This window comes from Rhodoferax sp. P1_F3, assembly GCF_056405715.1.
The window spans coordinates 94,577-111,534 of the sequence record NZ_JBFUBO010000003.1; the positions used below are offsets into that span (position 1 = coordinate 94,577).

Here is a 16,958-nt window from a genome sequence, read left to right on the forward strand (position 1 = left end):
TCAGCGATAGACGCGCAGATGCTCGGGAGGCAAGTGCAGCCACAGGGCTTGGCCCGGTTGCGGCACTGCAATGCTGGACAGGGGAATCTTCACCGTGGCTTGTGCCTGCTCTTGCAGAGTGCAGCGCAAGCGCAGATGGTCCCCAAAATAAATGACGTCGTTCAGAACGGCGCGAATGCTGTTGTCACAGGGTTTTGCATCCACGGTGTGGACCACAATGCGCTCGGGGCGCACGCAGGCCTGTACCGGTGTGCCGGTGTGTACGCCATTGACGTTGAGTCCGTAGAGCAATGTCCCGCAGGGCAGGCGTACCTCGCACTTGTGTTCGTTGGTGGTGGTCACTGCGCCGTTGAAGATCGTGTTGTCCCCCACGAAATTGGCCACAAATCGGTTGGCAGGCGTTTCGTACAGCTCGGTGACTACATCAATTTGCTGAATGGCGCCATCGTTGAACACGGCCACGCGATCCGACATGGTGAGTGCTTCGGACTGGTCGTGGGTCACATACACAAAGGTCAGGCCCAGCTGGCGGTGCAGCTCTTTCAATTCGATCTGCATGTGTTCGCGCAGCTGTTTATCCAGCGCACCCAGGGGCTCGTCCATCAGAACCAGCTGGGGGTCAAATACCAGTGCCCGGGCCAGGGCCACCCGCTGCTGCTGGCCACCCGACATCTGGGCAGGGTAGCGGTTGCCCATGCCACCCATCTGCACCATTTCAAGGGCGCGCTTGACCTTGGTATCCCGGTCTGCAGCCAGCACCTTGCGCACCGTCAGCGGGTAGGCCACGTTTTGGGCTACCGTCATGTGCGGAAACAGCGCGTAGTTTTGAAACACCATGCCGAAGTTGCGCTTGTGCGGTGGCGTACGGGTGATCTCTCGGCCATCAAGAAAGATGTCGCCAGCCGTGGGCGACTCAAACCCCGCCAGCATCATGAGCGTCGTTGTTTTGCCTGAACCTGAAGGGCCCAGCAGGCTCAGGAATTCGCCTCGCTGGATGTCAAGGTTCAGGTCACGCACCACCAGCTGCTGGCCGTCGTACGTTTTTTGTACGCCAGTGAAGCGCACCAGGGGTTCTGTGGGGGAGATGTTTTGCATGGTGTGCGGGCTTGTCTCGGGGGCAATCAGGCCATGGCGGCAAAGCTGTCGACCAGAATGGCCAAGCCCTCTTCCAGCAGGGCGTCGGAAGCCGTAAGTGGAACGAGAATGCGGATCACGTTGCCGTAGGTGCCGCAGGACAGCAGTACCAGGCCTCGGCGTGCTGCCTCTGCAACCACCTTTCTTGTCAGGGCTGCGTCGGGGCGGTGCACATCTCCGTTTTCAAAGAGCTCAATCGCCACCATGGCACCCAGACCGCGCACGTCGCCAATGGCGGGTACCTTGGCAGCCATGTCTTTGAGCGCACGCACCAGCAAGGCACCCATGTCCTGACTGCGGGTCAGCAGTTTTTCGTCCTCAAAGGCCTGGATGACTGCCAGCGCAGCAGCACAGGCCACGGGGCTACCGGCGTAGGTGCCGCCCAAGCCACCTGCGGCAGGTGCATCAATCACATCGGCCCGACCCACCACACCCGACAGGGGAAAACCACCCGCCAATGACTTGGCCGTGGCGATCAGGTCTGGGGCCACAGGCCATTGCTCGCTGGCAAACCAGGTGCCCGTGCGGCCTGCGCCGGTCTGGACTTCGTCGGCGATCAACAGAATGCCGTAGCGGTTTGCCAGTGTTTTGAGACCGCTGATGAACTCTGGCGGTGCCACGTAGAAGCCGCCCTCGCCCTGTACCGGCTCCACAATGAAGGCGGCCACGCGTTCGGGCTCTACATCGTTCTTGAAGATTAGCTCCACAGAGTTGAGGGCGTCAGTCACGCTCACACCGTGCAGGGGGTTGGGGAACAGGGCGTGGAACACTTCGCCGGGGAAGGGGCCAAATCCCACTTTGTACGGAACGACCTTGCCTGTGAGTCCCAGCGTCAGGTTGGTACGGCCGTGGTAGCCGCCGGTGAAGGCGATGACGCCGGGACGCTTGGTGTAGGCGCGGGCGATCTTGATGGCGTTTTCCACCGCTTCGGCACCGGTGGTCAGCAGTAGGCTCTTCTTGGCAAAGTCGCCGGGGGCCATCGCGTTGAGGCGTTCGCACACTTCAACATAGGGTTCATAGGCCACGACTTGGAAGCAGGTGTGGGTGTAGAGGTCAAGCTGGGCTTTCACGGCCTCGATCACCTGCGGGTGCAGGTGGCCCGTGTTGAGCACGGCAATGCCACCGGCAAAGTCAATGAAGCGACGGCCCTCAACGTCCCAGAACTCGGCATTCAGGGCATTTTTGACGAAAATTTCGTGGGCTTGGCCCACACCGCGAGCCACGGCAGCTTGGCGGCGGGCAAAAAGGGCAGCATTGGTGGCGGGGTGGTCTTGTGGCATGGTTTCGCGGGGTTGTGAATGAAGTGGAGGTACTATAAGAAACGCATCCAAGACCGTCCATGTACACAACGACACGAATTTCTGCACACTGTGCAGGTCCAGGGTCCTGTACGGGGTTTCCCTGATTTGGTGCGCACGGTGCCACCGCAAAATCCACCCTTTTTTCTCTTTCAATGCTCACACTCAGTCCGGACATTTCAACGCCATTGGTTAGCCAGATCGTGGACGGGTTACGCGGGCTCATTGCCGGGCAAGTGCTCAAGCCCGGGACGAAGCTGCCCTCCATCCGGGCGTTTGCTGTCTCGCACAACGTCAGTGTCTTTACCGTGGTGGAGGCGTATGACCGGTTGGTGGCACAAGGTTGGCTGGTGTCGCGCGCGCATGCCGGTTTTTTTGTGAAACGTCGTGATGACGCAGGCACTTCGGGAGCTGGCGCCGCCAGATTGGCCCCAGAAGCGCCCCGTTTTGATGCACGCTGGTACCTCAAACAGATTTTTGAAAACCGCAACCTGCCTTTGAAGCCCGGTTGCGGCTGGTTGCCACACGACTGGTTGTTTGGCGATGCAGTGCGCCGCAGCATGCGCCAGTTGTCCAACGACGGTCCTGAGCTGGACGGCTACGGATTGCCCTATGGGCACATGGCGCTGTGCATGATCATTGCCGAGGCAATGGCCGAGCACCAAATTTCGGTGGAAGCGGGGCAGGTGCTGTTGACCCATGGCTCCAGCCAGGCGTTGGACTTGGTTGCTCGCTGTCTCTTGAAACCGGACGACGTAGTGCTGGTAGATGATCCCGGCTACCCGAATCTGATGTTCATGTTGCGGTTTTTGGGTGCAAGACCCATTGGTGTGCCGCGCACCCCCTCTGGCTACGATCTGGTTGCTCTGGAAGCGTTGGTGACAGAGCACAAGCCCAAGGCTTTCTTCACCCAGCCGCGCCTGCAAAGCCCCACGTGCTCAGTGGCTTCCGTTGCGCACTTGCATCGGCTGTTGCAGTTGGCGGAGCAGCATGATTTTGTGCTGGTGGAGAACGACATTTACGCCGACATGGACGTGTCTTCCCGTTCCACCTTGTCCAGCCTGGACCAACTGCGGCGCGTGGTGTACGTGGGCAGTTATTCCAAGACCATTTCACCCAATCTTCGGGTGGGCTACTTGCTGGCGCGTCCTGACCTGCTGGCCGAGTTTGTGCAACTCAAGATGATTGCGGGTCTGACGTCGTCAGACATTGCGGAGCGCGTGACTTTTGGTGTCGTCACCGATGGGCGCTGGCGCAAGCACCTCAAATCATTGCGGGACCGGCTGGGCGAAGCGCAACGCCAAGTGGGCCGCCGTTTGGACAGCTTGGGCTTTGAACTCTTTCGCGAGCCCGAGGCTGGTATGTACCTGTGGGCTCGCCACCCTGACTTGCCAGACAGCGCGGAGTTGTCTCAGGCAGGCACCGGTGAAGGCATCATGCTTGGGCCGGGACAGTTGTTTTTGGTAGAACCGCGGCCTACCGGTTGGCTGCGTTTTAACGTAGCTTTCAGCCAGGACGAACGCCTCTGGCGTTTTCTGGAGCAACGTATCCAAATGGGGCAAAGCCTTGAACAAGGGCAGTAGCCCTTCGAATTGGGCTTGCCGACCCTGTACTTGCGCGCGTTGCTTTGCATTTAGGCGTTATGCTTGACCATGATATGGCGGGCGCAGCTGTAGTCTTCCAGCGCGTAAACCGACATGTCCTTGCCATAGCCCGAATGCTTCATGCCGCCGTGGGGCATTTCTGACACCAGCATGAAGTGGGTGTTGACCCAGGTGCAGCCATATTGCAGCCGCGACGCTATGCTCATGGCCTGCCCTACATCGCGGGTCCATACCGAGCTGGAGAGTCCGTAGTCCGAGTCATTGGCCCAGGCCACGGCCTGTTCGGCATCTTTCACACGCGTGATGGACACCACCGGGCCAAACACTTCGCTGCGCACAATTTCGTCGTCCTGCAACGCACCGGCCACCACGGTGGGTTTGTAGAAGAAACCTTGGGTGCCCTGGGTGTTGCCACCGGCGGTGATTTCCACATGCGGCAGCTGGCGGGCGCGGTCCACAAAGCTGGCCACGCGGTCGCGCTGCCGGGCCGAAATCAGTGGACCCATTTCCACACCGGGTTCCTGTTGGGTGCCGGTCTTGATGCTGGACACCGCGCTGCTCAGGTCTGCTACCAGCTTCTCGTAAATACCTTCAGTGGCATAGACGCGGCAGGCAGCAGTGCAGTCCTGGCCAGCGTTGTAGTAACCAAAGGTGCGAAGGCCGTCCACCATGCTGTCCAGGTCCGCGTCGTCCAGCACGATCACCGGTGCCTTGCCGCCCAGCTCCAGGTGGGTGCGCTTGATGCCGCGTGCGGCGGACTCCATGATCTTGCTGCCGGTGGAGACATCACCCGTGAGCGATGCCATGCGGATGCGCGGATCGCGGATCAGCGGTGCACCTACCGTGTCGCCCCGCCCGCAGACGATGTTGACCACCCCGGGAGGCAGAATGTTGACCAGCAGCTCGCCCATACGCAGCGTGGTCAGCGGCGTCATTTCCGACGGTTTGAGCACCACGGTGTTGCCCATGGCAATGGCGGGCCCCAGCTTCCAGGCGGCCATCATGAGCGGGTAGTTCCACGGGGCGATAGAGGCCACTACGCCCAGCGGATCGCGGCGGATCATGCTGGTGTGGCCGGGCAGGTATTCACCCGCCAGGGCGCCCGACATATTGCGGATGGCACCGGCAAAGAAGCGATACACATCGGCGATCGCGGGAATCTCGTCATTGCGCGCCGCGGCCAGCGGTTTGCCGCAGTTCAGTGATTCCAGCATGGCGAACTCGTCGCCGTTCGCTTCAATGGCATCCGCAATTTTGAACAAATAGGCGCCGCGGTCCTTCGGGGTGAGGGCGGCCCAGGCTGGAAATGCGGCATGGGCCGCGTCCACGGCCAGGCGCAGTTGTTCGGCACTGGCCTCGCGCACTTCGCAGAGCTGTTCCCCGCTGGACGGGTTCAGGATGGATTCAGCGCGCCCCTCACCGGTGACGCTTTGGCCATTGATCAGGAGTTGGGTGGGGAAGCGGGTGACAGCCATGTTGTAAGCCCTAAGGGTGGATGGATAAAATTTACAACAAGCCGCGCTGCGCCAGGTTGCGCATCAGGTGCGAGACGCCAAAGGTCCACGGCGGGCAATGGTCTGTGCGCTGCATGCGGTTGGTCAGGGTGCCCAGCTTGGGGGTGGTGATGGTGACTATGTCACCGAGCTTGTGGGTGAAACCTCCGCCGGGTGTGTCTCGGTCCTGCACGGGGGCAAACAACGTGCCCAGGAACAGCATGGCACCGTCCGGATATTGGTGGTGCGGGCCCATCATTTGCGCTGCCAGATCGGTCGGGTCGCGGCTGATGCGGGCCATGCTGGAGAAACCATCCATCACAAAGCCATCGGTACCTTCCACGCGCAGGGTCAGTGTGGCCTGGCGTATATCGTCCAGCGTGAAGCTGGCGTCAAAGAAGCGGATGAACGGGCCAATGGCCGCCGAGGCGTTGTTGTCCTTGGCTTTGCCCAGCAGCAGGGCAGAGCGCCCCTCCACATCGCGTAGATTGACATCGTTGCCCAGAGACGCGCCCACGATGGTGCCGCGCGAGTTGACGGCCAGCACCACCTCGGGCTCCGGGTTGTTCCAGGTGGAGGCGGGGTGCAGGCCGGCGTCGGCCCCCGTGCCTACGGCTGCCATGGCCGGTGCTTTGGTGAAGATCTCCGCGTCCGGCCCGATACCCACCTCCAGATATTGACTCCAGGCTCCCTGGGCGATCAGTACCTGTTTCAGCGCCATGGCGGCATCTGATCCGGGTTTCAGGCGCGAAAGATCATCACCAATCAGGGCCTGAATTTCGGTGCGGATGGTGGCGGCTGCGGCCGGGTTGCCACGTGCCTTTTCTTCAATCACGCGCTCCAGCATGGAGGTGGCAAAGGTCACGCCCGCCGCCTTGATGGCTTGCAGGTCGCATGGTGCCAGCAGCCAGGGCAGTGTTGGGTTGTGGGCGACGGTGTTGCCCAGCAGCTCCGCCACTGTGCACAGCACATTGCCAGTGGCCTGGCGCAGGGCGGTGGCAGGGTCTGGCGTCTCGCACAGGTCGCGCATGGTGGGGTAGCTGCGCGTGATGTCGACGACCTGGCCGTCGCGCAGGGCCACCACGCTGGGGCCTTGCTGGTCGTCGCGCCAGATGCGCGCAGCCAGTGCGCCCGTGGTGCCGTCTGCAGGCAGGGTGTTGTCGAGGGTGAGTTGCATGGTGGGTCTGGAAGGCTAGTGGGTGATGTAGCCCATGGTTTGCGGCAACCAGAGCACGATTTGCGGGAACACGGTCATGGCCAGTAGCAGGCACAACAGCATGACCAGAAAGGGCCAGCCCTCCTTCATCATCTCGCCAATGGGGATGCCGGTGAGTGCCTTGGTCACAAACAGCAGCATGCCAAAGGGCGGGTGAATCAGGCCGATCATCATGTTGAGCACCACCAGCACGCCAAAGTGAACCAGGTCTACGCCCAGCAGCTTGGCCGCCGGCAAGAGCATGGGCACAAAGACCAGCAGCAGCACGGACACATCGAGAAAGCAGCCCAGCACCAGGAACATCACGTTCACCAGCAGCAGGAACTGGATCTTGGACAGGTGCATGCTGTCCACCCACATCGCCATGCTCTGGGGCACGCCTTCAGCGGTAAAGGCGTAGTTCAGCATGAAGGAACCGGCCAAAATCAGCGTGATCACCGCGCTGCCACGCGTGGATTCCATCACCACGCCCCAGAAGCTGCGCCAGGTGAGCGCCCGAAACACCACGGCCGCCAGAATCAACGCATGCAGCGCCGCCACAGCCGCGGCCTCGGTAGGTGTGAAGGCGCCAGAGTAAATGCCCCCCAGCAGCACGATGGGCATGGACAACGGCAGGGCACCGCGGAAGATCAACCCCGCCCATTCGGAGCGCGGCACGGGCTCGTCGCGCGGCATATTGCGTTTGACGGCAATGATGTGCACCACGCCCATCATCAGCCCAGCCATCAAAAAGCCCGGCACCACACCGCCCAGGAACAGCGCCCCCACCGAGGCACCGGACACCAGTGCATAAATCACCATGGGAATGCTGGGCGGGATGATGGGCCCCAGCGTGGCGCTGGCTACGACCACCGCGCCGGCAAAACCGCGTGTGTACTCGGGCTTCTTGAGCATCTGCCGAATCGTGACCAAGCCTGGGCCAGCCGCATCGGCAATGGCGCTGCCACTCATGCCCGAGAAAATCACACTGACCAGAATGTCCACCTGCGCCAAGCCGCCGCGCATGCGACCCACGAGGATGCGGCAGAAGTCAAAAATGCGCTCGCTGACGGTGCCGGCGTTCATGATGTTGGCCGCAAACACAAACAGCGGCACGGCCAGCAGTACATAGCTGTTGTACAAGCCATTGCCCACCTGTTCGGCGACCAGGCCCACATCCTGGCCTTTGACCAGCAGGTAGGCAATGCCGGACACCAGCATGGAAAAACCGATGGGCATGCGCAGCAGCAAGCCGGCCACCATCACGGCAACAAGGGTCCAGATTCCAGAGGTCATAGTCGCAGTTCCGCTTCCAGGCCGATGCCACGCACGGCGTTCCAGATGGCCCAGGCGCAGCGAATCACCAGGGCGATCAGCAGCAACACAAAGGGCATAAAAATCCACATGAAGGACACGCCCAGAACCGGCGAACCTTCGCGGGCCATGAAATGCACATAGTCCCAACTGGCGGGAATGCCCACCAGCGCCAGCCCGCCGACGAGCAGGTTGCCGACGATGCGCATGGCCTGGCGGGTGCGCATGTTCACGCTGTTCCACACCAGGTCAAACACCACGTGTTCACGCTCGGGCACCACGGCGGCGGCGGCCCACAGAATTACCCAGACGTACAGAATGACGGCAGCCTCATCGGTCCATGGTAGCGGCTTGTTGAAGAAAAAGCGCGCAATGATCTGGATGATGAACACGACAAACAAGGTCAGAAAAAGGCTGCCGCCCAGAAGATTGGCAGCCTGTTGCAGTCGGCGCAACATGGTCTATGCGCCGATTATTTGGTCGCGTTAATGCGATCCAGCAGGCCCTTGGGCCAGACCTTGGCGTAGTCCGATGCCTGGTAAGTGGCCTGGACCGATTTGCGGAAGGCGTCCACATCGGGGGTGATGACCTGCAGGCCTTCCTTCTTGAAGAACTCCACCAACTGGCCTTCTTCCTTGATGCGGTTCTCGTTGTTGTAGGCGGCCGCGGCCTGGGCGGCGGCGATCACCTTCTGTTTTTGCGCAGCGGTCAGCGCGTTGAAGCTTTTGTTGGAGATGGCAATGAAGATGCCATCCACGAGGTGGCTGGTCAGCACCAGTTGCTTGGTCACTTCATAGAACTTGGCGGCGCGCACCGAGGGCAGGGGGTTGTCTTGGCCGTCGATGGTGCCGGTCTTCAGACCCATGTAGACCTCGCCAAAGGCCAGCGGCGTGGCCGTAGCGCCCAGCGCATCGCCCAGGAATAGCCATTCCTTGGAGCCGGGCATGCGCAGCTTCACGCCCTTGAGGTCGGCCGGGGTCTTGACGGGTTTGGCCTCGCGCAGGTTCACCTGGCGGGTGCCCAGGTACACGGTAGCCAGCGGTGTGACCTCCATTTTTTCAGACACCAGCTTGAACAGCTCAGCGCCAATGGGGCCGTTGAAAACCTTTTGCTGTTGGTCGGGGTCACGCACCACATAGCCCGCCGTGAAGATGGAGAACTCGGGCACCAGTTTGGCAATGTCAAACGCCGAGATGCTGGATAGCTCCAGGTTGCCACGCGCCATGGCGGCGGGCTCGGTGCCTTGCTTGAACAGCGTGGCGTTCAGGTTGATCTGCACATCGAATTCTCCGGGCGCCGTTTTTTCAAGCTGTTCCTTGAACACGGTCCACATCTTGGCGTGCCAGTCGTCGGGCACCGCGGGGGTGGAAATACGCAGCACGGTCTTGGTCTGTGCCAGGGCGGGCAGGGCGGTCGCGCCCAGAGCGGCAGCGGCACCCAGCAGGGTGCGGCGGTTCAGGTGGTTGGCTTGGTTCATGGTTTTGTCTCCTGTGGTTTTTATGGATTTCCTGGGGGGTGTGTTTACAGCCGGTCCAGCCTAGCCCCCAGCGCACGATAACCGCTGCGCACAATGGCCAGCTCGGTGGGGTCCAGTGGGCTTAGCGGCGCACGCATGTGCAGCCAGGCGTCGTCGCGGGTTTGCTCGGCCAGCATGCCTTTGTAGACGCCGACAAATGGCATGTCGGGGCGCGCCGACATCAGTGCGAGGATGTCCAGAATCAGCTGCGCGTCTTCCGGTTCCACCTGACTGGGTTTGCCCATCACCCGGCGCATCAGCCGGGGCGCAATATTGGCCAGCCCGTTGATGGAACCCGCACCGCCCTGCGCCATCACGGGGGCCACATGGGGCTCTGCACCCACCAGGATGGCTAGCTCGGGAAATGTCTTGGTCAGCGCCAGCGAGTGCTCCAGGTTGGCGCTGCTGTCCTTCACGCCCACCACCTGCTGGGGGTGGCGCCGCACCAGCTCGGCAATGGCGGCGTGCGAAAAACCAAACGTGCTCATGGCGGGGAAGTGGTAGAGCAGCAGCTTGAGATCGTCATCCCCAATGCCGCGCACCACCTGGGACACGGCTTCGATGATGCCGGCGTCCTTGGGTTGGTTGAAGAAGAAGGGCGGCATCAGCATCTGGCGGTGCACGCCATGGCGGGCCGCGTGTTGGCCCAGCTCAATCGCGTCGCCCAGCGCCAGTGCGGTGATGGTGACAACGATCTGCTCCGGCTTGACACCGCTGCCCAACAGGGATTTCAGCAAACCCTTGCGCTCGGCCATGGTGAAGGCGGGGCCCTCGCCCGTGGTGCCAAATAGGGTGACGCCGTCGCAGCCCGCGGCCAGCAAGCGCTGAGCGTGGGCAATGGTGCGGGGCGTGTCGAGCACCCCCGTGGTGCTGACGGGCAGCAGCAGGGCAGGCCACAGGCCTTGGATAGCTGGGTTCAAAGAGTTCTCCTGTCGGTTGAGGTGGGAAGATTCCATTCGCTGCGCACTTGCTCCAGTGGCGCATGCATTACGCGGTTGCGGGCGCTACTGATATGGGCCTCCAGCAGTTCCACGGCCAGCGCTGCATCGCGTTGGCGCAGCGCATCAATAAAGTGCAAGTGCTCTTGCATGGCGGGCACCAACCGGCCAGGGGTGATCACGCTGTGCTCCAGCTTGATCAGGCGCACGCGCAGGCTGTTCACGCGGTACATGTCAGAGAGGATGTCGTTGCCCAGCGCATCCACCATCCGGTCGTGCAGGCCCCAGTCCACCGCCTGCGCGTCGTCCAGTAGGGTGCGGTCGTTCAGTGCGTCGGGCGCGTTGGCGCGGTCCAGGATCTGGCGGTGGCTGGCCTCAATCGCGGTCAGCTCGGCGTCGCTGGCGGTGCGCACAAAGTGCTGCACGGCCTCGCGCTCCAGCATGGAGCGCACCTGAAAGGCATTGCGGATCAGCTTCAGGTCCACATGCGCCACCTGCAGGCCACGCTGGGGCACGGTCTTTACCAAACCAGCCGCTTCCAGCCGTGGAATCATCTCGCGCACAGCGCCCAGCGGCATGTCCAGCAGCAGCATTAGCTCGCGTTGCGAGATGAACTGCCCGGCACGTATGCCACCGTTGAAGATCTGCTGGGTGAAGCCCTGGTAGGCCCGGGCGCGCTGGCTGGTGGCCTCGTCAGCGGTGGGGGTGGTACTGGCCTGCGTCATGACTAACATGTTAGTGGTCATTCGGCGTTTCCGTGATCGGTATTAACCCGCCCCTCAATGGTTGCCACCGCGACTTTGGATGCAACGCCAGCCCGGCACCGGGGACGGCGATAATAGAAGGTTCCATAGACCCCACACGCGCGAAGAAAACCAGACATGACCCAGCCTGTAATGAGTGTTTCCGACATTCGCAAAACCTTCCTCGATTTCTTTGCCTCCAAGGGCCACACCGTGGTCGCGTCCAGCCCGCTGGTGCCGGGCAATGACCCCACGCTGATGTTCACCAACTCGGGCATGGTGCAGTTCAAGGACGTGTTTTTGGGTACCGACAAGCGCTCTTACGTGCGCGCCGCGTCCGTCCAGGCCTGCCTGCGTGCCGGCGGCAAACACAACGATCTGGAAAACGTGGGCTACACCGCGCGCCACCACACCTTCTTCGAGATGTTGGGCAACTGGAGCTTTGGTGACTATTTCAAACGTGAGAGTCTGAAATGGGCCTGGGAATTGCTGACCACCGTCTACAAGCTGCCCGCAGACCGCCTGCTGGCCACGGTGTACGAAGAGGACGACGAGGCCTATGACATCTGGACCAAGGAAATTGGCCTGCCACCCGAGCGCGTGATCCGCATTGGCGACAACAAGGGTGGTCGCTACAAGAGCGACAACTTCTGGATGATGGCCGACACTGGCCCTTGCGGCCCCTGCTCAGAGATTTTTTACGACCACGGTGACCACATCCCCGGCGGCCCCCCAGGCAGCCCCGATGAAGACGGCGACCGTTTCATCGAAATCTGGAACAACGTGTTCATGCAGTTCAACATGGACGAGACCGGCGCCGTGACGCCGTTGCCCGCGCCCTGCGTGGACACCGGCATGGGCTTGGAGCGCTTGGCCGCCATCCTGCAGCACGTGCACAGCAACTACGAGATCGACCTGTTCGACACGCTGATCAAGGCCGCGTCCCGCGAAACCGGCTGCACCGACCTGAACAACAAATCTCTGCGCGTGATTGCCGACCACATCCGCGCCACCGCCTTTTTGGTGAGCGACGGTGTGATTCCATCGAACGAAGGCCGCGGCTACGTGCAGCGCCGCATCGTGCGCCGTGCCATCCGCCATGGCTACAAGCTGGGCCAAAAGACCCCGTTCTTCCACAAGCTGGTCAAAGACCTGGTGCATGTCATGGGTGCGGCGTATCCCAACCTGGCCAGCCAGGAAGCGCGCATCACCGAAGTGCTGCGTGTGGAAGAAGAGCGTTTCTTTGAAACCTTGGCCACCGGCATGCAGATCCTGGACGAAGCCCTGGCCGGCGGCGTGAAAGTGCTGCCCGGCGAAGTGGCCTTCAAGCTGCACGATACCTATGGCTTCCCGCTCGACCTGTCGGCCGATGTTTGCCGTGAAAACGGTGTGGACGTGGACGAAGCGGGCTTCAAGGCCGCCATGGAACAGCAAAAAGCCAAAGGCCGTGCTGCAGGCAAGTTCAAGATGGACAAGGCGCTGGAATACACCGGCGCGGGCAACACTTTCGTAGGTTACGAGCACCTCACACAAGCTAGCAAAATCGTAGCGCTCTACGCAGACGGAACGCCGGTTACCGAGCTAAAAGCCGGTCAAGAAGGCGTGCTGGTGCTGGACACCACGCCCTTCTATTCCGAGAGCGGTGGTCAGGTGGGCGACGAAGGCGCGGTGTTCTCGGACACCGGCCTGTTTGAAGTGGGCGACACCCAAAAGATCAAGGCCGATGTGTTTGGCCACCACGGTACGCTGAAGACTGGCAGCCTGAAGGTGGGCGACGCGGTCACCGCCCATGTGGACGCCGCACAGCGCGCCGCTACCCAACGCAACCACTCAGTCACCCACTTGCTGCACAAAGCCTTGCGCGAAGTGCTGGGCGACCACGTGCAGCAAAAGGGCAGCTTGGTGAACGCCGAGCGCACCCGTTTTGACTTTGCGCACAACGCGCCGGTTACCGACGCGCAGGTGCAGCAGATCGAAACCATTGTGAACGCGGAAATCCTGAGCAACGCGGCCACCCAGGCGCGTCTGATGGACATTGAAGCCGCCAAGCAAACCGGCGCCATGATGTTGTTTGGCGAAAAGTACGGCGAAGTTGTGCGCGTGCTCGACATCGGCAGCACCACCGAACTGTGCGGCGGCACCCACGTGCAGCGCACGGGAGATATCGGCTTGTTCAAGGTAGTGGCAGAAGGCGGCGTGGCCGCTGGTGTGCGCCGTATCGAAGGCGTGACCGGGCAGGGCGCTTTGGCTTACTTGCAAGACCTGGAAACCACGGTGAACGCTGCGGCATCCACCTTGAAGGCCCCCGTGGCCGAGCTGGGCAACCGCCTGGGCCAGGTGCTGGACCAGGTCAAAGCGCTGGAAAAAGAAGTGGCCGCCTTGAAGGGCAAGCTGGCGTCTGCCCAAGGCGACGAGCTGGTCGGTAGCGCGGTGGAAGTCAACGGCGTGAAGGTGCTGGCTGCCAAGCTGGACGGCGCCGACGCCAAGACCCTGCGTGACACCATGGACAAGCTCAAGGACAAGCTCAAGACGGCCGTCATCGTGCTGGGTGCAGTGGATGGCGACAAGGTGCAGATCGCCGCTGGTGTGACCAACGACACCACGGGCAAGGTCAAGGCTGGCGAGCTGGCCAACTTTGTCGCCGCGCAAGTGGGCGGCAAAGGCGGCGGCAAGGCCGACATGGCCATGGCCGGTGGTACCGAGCCCGCCAAGCTGGTTGGCGCGCTGGCCAGTGTGCAGGCCTGGGTGACTGCCAAGCTCTGATCAGTATTCAATATGCTATGAAATAAGGAGCTGCTCGCGCTTATTCTACGCGGGCTAGAGCCTTGTTTTATTCATAACCCTCCATGAAAATCACCCGGCGAACTGCTTTGATTGCCGGGCTTTCGGCGGCGTTGGAAGGCATGCGCCTTGGGGCGCAAGCGGCGGAATTTACCCCGGGGTTTGACGTACAGCCCTGGCGCCCCGGTCAGGCCGCGCCCGCACTACCGCTGGTAGATCAGGCCGGTGTGCGCTGGCAGCTTGCCGAACTGCGTGGCCGTGCGGTGCTGCTGAACTTCTGGGCCAGCTGGTGCGAGCCCTGCCGCGTCGAAATGCCTTCGTTGCAAGTGCTGGCAGAACGCGAAGCGCAGCGCTTGGCAGTCATCACCATCAACCTCAAGGAATCGCCCGACGCGGTGCAACGCTTTGTGCAGACCACCGGGCTGCTGCTACCCGTGGTGCGCGACGCGCAAGGCGAGATGGCTAAGGCCTGGGGCATTCGCATTTATCCGTCCACCGTGCTGATCGACACCCAGGGCCGGGTACGCAGCACGGTGCGCGGCGCGTTGGACTGGGCGGGGCCCGAGGGCGCGCGGCTGCTGGCTGCGCTGTACGCGCTTCAGCGCGCGCGCAAACGCTGAACCAGCGCCTCCACCTCGGGGTCAGCCAACGTGCTGGCGCCAGCCTCGGTGGTGGACTGGACCAGGCGGCGCAGGGTTTCCCCATGCGGCATCACGGTGCCAAAGAAGCGGGGCGTCTCGCCGGTGGCAATCAGCAGTGTGGGAAAGTTTTCCACCTCGATCGGGTCCACTAGATCGGCTTCGTCCTCAATATCCACCCACACGAACTTAGCCCCTGGAAAGTCGGTTTGCAGTTGTGCAAACAGCGGCTGGTAGTCTTTGCAGGTGCCGCACCACTGGGCACACAGGCAGGCCACCAGCAAGGTCGCGGGAGCGGTTTGGGGCGGGTTGGCGGTGTTCGGCATGGGGTTGCGCTAATGACTCAAATCAATATCGATATAACAAGTCTTGGGGGTATGGAGTTTTACAATATAGGGTTTCGCCCTAGCCGGAAGTGACCGCGGGCATTCCCCTCTGACTGACCCTCACCCAAGGCCCCCATGAGTGCATTTCTGGAAGAAACAGTTTTAAGCGTACACCACTGGACAGACCGTTTGTTCAGTTTCACCACCACTCGGGACCCGGCCCTGCGTTTTTCCAACGGTCACTTCACCATGATTGGCCTGCGCCAGGAGAATGGCAAGCCGCTGCTGCGCGCCTATTCCATCGTCAGTGCCAACTACGAAGAGCACCTGGAGTTTTTGAGCATCAAGGTGCAGGACGGTCCGCTCACCTCCAAACTGCAGCACATCAAGGTGGGCGACAAGATTGTGGTGGGCCGCAAGCCCACCGGCACGCTGCTGATCGACTACCTCTTGCCCGGCAAGAACCTGTACCTGCTGGGTAGCGGCACAGGCTTGGCGCCATTCCTGAGCGTGGCACGCGACCCCGAGACCTACGAGAAGTTTGAAAAAGTCATCGTGGTGCACGGCGTGCGCGAAGTCAAAGAACTGGCCTACTACGACTACTTTAAGAACGAGCTGCCCAAGCACGAGTTCCTGGGTGAAATGGTCACCAACCAGATGCTCTATTACCCCACGGTCACCCGCGAGGCGTTTGAGCACCAGGGCCGCATCACCACGCTGATCGAAACCGATAAGCTGCCCGCAGACTTGGGCCTACCCCCGCTCGATCCGGCCACCGACCGCATCATGATTTGCGGCAGCCCCGGCCTGAACAAGGACATGCGCGAGATTCTGGACGCCAAGGGCTTCAAGGAAGGCAACACGACCACTCCAGGGGACTATGTCGTAGAGCGCGCCTTTGTAGAACAATAAGCGGCTTGGCTTTTTTGAGAGAGACATATGACAACAACACTAGAACATTCCCCCGCCGCCCAAACCCTGCACTTTCAGCCCAAGCGCACAGACAGCGGGCACAGTGCATCCACCACCTGGAGCGTAGATGCCGTGCAAGCCCTGCTGGACACGCCGCTGCTAGACCTGGTGCACCAGGCGCAAACCGTGCACCGCCAGCACTGGCCCGAAGGTGACATTGAGCTGGCCACGCTGCTGTCCGTCAAAACCGGCGGCTGCCCCGAGAACTGCGGCTACTGCCCCCAATCGGCGGAGTTCGATACGGGCGTGAAGGCACAAAAGCTCATGGAAGTGGACGAAGTGGTACGCGCTGCGCAAGCCGCCAAGGACGCTGGTGCCACACGCTTCTGTATGGGCGCCGCCTGGCGCGCCCCCAAAGACCGCGATGTGGAGAAGGTTGCCGAACTGGTCAGTGCCGTGAAGGGCCTGGGCATGCAGACCTGCGCCACGCTGGGCATGCTGGAATCCCACCACGCCACCCAGCTGCGCGAGGCCGGCCTGGACTACTACAACCACAACCTGGACACTGCGCCCGAGTACTACACCGATGTGGTGGACACCCGCAGCTACCAGGACCGGCTGAACACGCTGGGCCATGTGCGTGCAGCCGGCATCAGCGTCTGCTGCGGCGGCATTGTGGGCATGGGCGAAGCGCCGGTGCACCGTGCGGGCTTGCTGGCCCAACTGGCCAATTTGTCGCCATACCCCGAGTCGGTGCCCATCAACAGCCTGGTGCGTGTGCCCGGCACCCCACTGGCTGATAGCGACCCGATCGATCCATTCGACTTTGTGCGTGTGATTGCGGTGGCCCGCATCCTCATGCCCACTGCGCGCGTGCGGCTGTCCGCTGGGCGCCAGCAACTGGGTGACGCGGTGCAGGCCCTGTGCTTCATGGCCGGCGCCAACTCCATCTTCTATGGCGACAAGCTGCTGGTCACCGGCAACCCCGATGTGGGCGCCGACGTGACCTTGTTGGGCAAGCTGGGCCTGAAGACCCGCTCCACAATTCCTGCGGCCTAAACAGCGG

Annotated in this window: 15 protein-coding genes; 5 read left to right on the forward strand and 10 right to left on the reverse strand. The window is 61.8% G+C overall.

Annotated elements, in window-relative coordinates:
- Entirely contained in the window at window positions 1-1,095 is a 1,095-nt protein-coding gene (locus AC1DZ5_RS06320; protein ID WP_477887206.1) for an ABC transporter ATP-binding protein, read from the reverse strand.
- A gap of 26 nt (window positions 1,096-1,121) precedes the next feature.
- Complete coding sequence (gene gabT / locus AC1DZ5_RS06325) at window positions 1,122-2,414, reverse strand: 4-aminobutyrate--2-oxoglutarate transaminase (RefSeq protein WP_477887209.1); 1,293 nt, start codon at window positions 2,412-2,414, stop codon at window positions 1,122-1,124.
- A 173-nt stretch (window positions 2,415-2,587) separates the two neighbouring features.
- On the opposite strand from gabT, the gene AC1DZ5_RS06330 reads away from it, so the two are divergent.
- On the forward strand, window positions 2,588-4,015 hold the full coding sequence (locus AC1DZ5_RS06330) for an aminotransferase-like domain-containing protein (RefSeq protein ID WP_477887211.1): 1,428 nt from the start codon (window positions 2,588-2,590) through the stop codon (window positions 4,013-4,015).
- A 50-nt stretch (window positions 4,016-4,065) separates the two neighbouring features.
- Here the strand turns inward: AC1DZ5_RS06330 and AC1DZ5_RS06335 are convergent, their stop codons facing one another.
- Genes AC1DZ5_RS06335 through AC1DZ5_RS06365 form a run of 7 tightly spaced genes read right to left on the reverse strand, consistent with a single transcriptional unit; the run spans window position 4,066 to window position 11,238 of the window.
- The gene (locus tag AC1DZ5_RS06335; RefSeq protein WP_477887213.1) at window positions 4,066-5,511 is read right to left on the reverse strand and encodes a gamma-aminobutyraldehyde dehydrogenase; all 1,446 of its coding nucleotides are present in this window, start codon (window positions 5,509-5,511) and stop codon (window positions 4,066-4,068) included.
- Between the two features lie 31 nt (window positions 5,512-5,542).
- On the reverse strand, window positions 5,543-6,706 hold the full coding sequence (locus AC1DZ5_RS06340) for a fumarylacetoacetate hydrolase family protein (RefSeq protein ID WP_477887215.1): 1,164 nt from the start codon (window positions 6,704-6,706) through the stop codon (window positions 5,543-5,545).
- Window positions 6,707-6,721: 15 nt separating this feature from the next.
- Window positions 6,722-8,020 carry a TRAP transporter large permease gene (locus AC1DZ5_RS06345; RefSeq protein ID WP_477887217.1) on the reverse strand — a complete coding sequence of 433 codons (1,299 nt, stop codon included), beginning with the start codon at window positions 8,018-8,020 and terminating at the stop codon, window positions 6,722-6,724.
- A complete protein-coding gene (locus AC1DZ5_RS06350; protein ID WP_477887219.1) occupies window positions 8,017-8,496 on the reverse strand; it encodes a TRAP transporter small permease in 480 nt (159 codons plus the stop codon). Before AC1DZ5_RS06350 ends, AC1DZ5_RS06345 begins: the two co-directional genes overlap by 4 nt.
- 14 nt (window positions 8,497-8,510) lie before the next feature.
- Window positions 8,511-9,515 (reverse strand): sialic acid TRAP transporter substrate-binding protein SiaP, encoded by a 1,005-nt coding sequence (locus tag AC1DZ5_RS06355; protein WP_477887221.1) that lies wholly within the window; start codon window positions 9,513-9,515, stop codon window positions 8,511-8,513.
- 44 nt (window positions 9,516-9,559) lie between these two features.
- Complete coding sequence (locus AC1DZ5_RS06360) at window positions 9,560-10,474, reverse strand: dihydrodipicolinate synthase family protein (protein WP_477887223.1); 915 nt, start codon at window positions 10,472-10,474, stop codon at window positions 9,560-9,562.
- Entirely contained in the window at window positions 10,471-11,238 is a 768-nt protein-coding gene (locus AC1DZ5_RS06365; RefSeq protein ID WP_477887225.1) for a GntR family transcriptional regulator, read from the reverse strand. The genes AC1DZ5_RS06360 and AC1DZ5_RS06365 overlap by 4 nt, the downstream gene beginning before the upstream one ends.
- A gap of 135 nt (window positions 11,239-11,373) precedes the next feature.
- Between AC1DZ5_RS06365 and alaS the strand changes: the two genes are divergently transcribed.
- Both alaS and AC1DZ5_RS06375 read left to right on the forward strand, forming a co-directional pair.
- Window positions 11,374-13,998, forward strand: a complete 2,625-nt coding sequence (gene alaS, locus AC1DZ5_RS06370; protein ID WP_477887227.1) for an alanine--tRNA ligase — start codon at window positions 11,374-11,376, stop codon at window positions 13,996-13,998.
- Window positions 13,999-14,081: 83 nt separating this feature from the next.
- Entirely contained in the window at window positions 14,082-14,636 is a 555-nt protein-coding gene (locus AC1DZ5_RS06375) for a TlpA family protein disulfide reductase (RefSeq protein WP_477887229.1), read from the forward strand.
- Here the strand turns inward: AC1DZ5_RS06375 and AC1DZ5_RS06380 are convergent.
- Complete coding sequence (locus AC1DZ5_RS06380) at window positions 14,615-14,980, reverse strand: thioredoxin family protein (RefSeq protein WP_477887231.1); 366 nt, start codon at window positions 14,978-14,980, stop codon at window positions 14,615-14,617. The genes AC1DZ5_RS06375 and AC1DZ5_RS06380 overlap by 22 nt on opposite strands.
- Window positions 14,981-15,115: 135 nt before the next feature.
- Here AC1DZ5_RS06380 and AC1DZ5_RS06385 point away from each other — a divergent pair, with 135 nt between their 5' ends.
- Complete coding sequence (locus AC1DZ5_RS06385; RefSeq protein WP_477887233.1) at window positions 15,116-15,892, forward strand: ferredoxin--NADP reductase; 777 nt, start codon at window positions 15,116-15,118, stop codon at window positions 15,890-15,892.
- Between the two features lie 27 nt (window positions 15,893-15,919).
- Complete coding sequence (gene bioB / locus AC1DZ5_RS06390) at window positions 15,920-16,951, forward strand: biotin synthase BioB (protein WP_477887235.1); 1,032 nt, start codon at window positions 15,920-15,922, stop codon at window positions 16,949-16,951.
- Window positions 16,952-16,958: the final 7 nt, after the last annotated feature.

Bases quoted from the DNA above. Each gene is read 5' to 3' on its own strand.
- AC1DZ5_RS06345 (WP_477887217.1), bottom strand. From the start codon at position 8,020: ATGACCTCTGGAATCTGGACCCTTGTTGCCGTGATGGTGGCCGGCTTG.
- AC1DZ5_RS06375 (WP_477887229.1), top strand. From the start codon at position 14,082: ATGAAAATCACCCGGCGAACTGCTTTGATTGCCGGGCTTTCGGCGGCG.
- AC1DZ5_RS06385 (WP_477887233.1), top strand. From the start codon at position 15,116: ATGAGTGCATTTCTGGAAGAAACAGTTTTAAGCGTACACCACTGGACA.
- gabT (WP_477887209.1), bottom strand. From the start codon at position 2,414: ATGCCACAAGACCACCCCGCCACCAATGCTGCCCTTTTTGCCCGCCGC.
- AC1DZ5_RS06340 (WP_477887215.1), bottom strand. From the start codon at position 6,706: ATGCAACTCACCCTCGACAACACCCTGCCTGCAGACGGCACCACGGGC.
- AC1DZ5_RS06380 (WP_477887231.1), bottom strand. From the start codon at position 14,980: ATGCCGAACACCGCCAACCCGCCCCAAACCGCTCCCGCGACCTTGCTG.
- AC1DZ5_RS06335 (WP_477887213.1), bottom strand. From the start codon at position 5,511: ATGGCTGTCACCCGCTTCCCCACCCAACTCCTGATCAATGGCCAAAGC.
- bioB (WP_477887235.1), top strand. From the start codon at position 15,920: ATGACAACAACACTAGAACATTCCCCCGCCGCCCAAACCCTGCACTTT.
- AC1DZ5_RS06365 (WP_477887225.1), bottom strand. From the start codon at position 11,238: ATGACCACTAACATGTTAGTCATGACGCAGGCCAGTACCACCCCCACC.
- AC1DZ5_RS06330 (WP_477887211.1), top strand. From the start codon at position 2,588: ATGCTCACACTCAGTCCGGACATTTCAACGCCATTGGTTAGCCAGATC.
- AC1DZ5_RS06350 (WP_477887219.1), bottom strand. From the start codon at position 8,496: ATGTTGCGCCGACTGCAACAGGCTGCCAATCTTCTGGGCGGCAGCCTT.
- AC1DZ5_RS06320 (WP_477887206.1), bottom strand. From the start codon at position 1,095: ATGCAAAACATCTCCCCCACAGAACCCCTGGTGCGCTTCACTGGCGTA.
- AC1DZ5_RS06355 (WP_477887221.1), bottom strand. From the start codon at position 9,515: ATGAACCAAGCCAACCACCTGAACCGCCGCACCCTGCTGGGTGCCGCT.
- alaS (WP_477887227.1), top strand. From the start codon at position 11,374: ATGACCCAGCCTGTAATGAGTGTTTCCGACATTCGCAAAACCTTCCTC.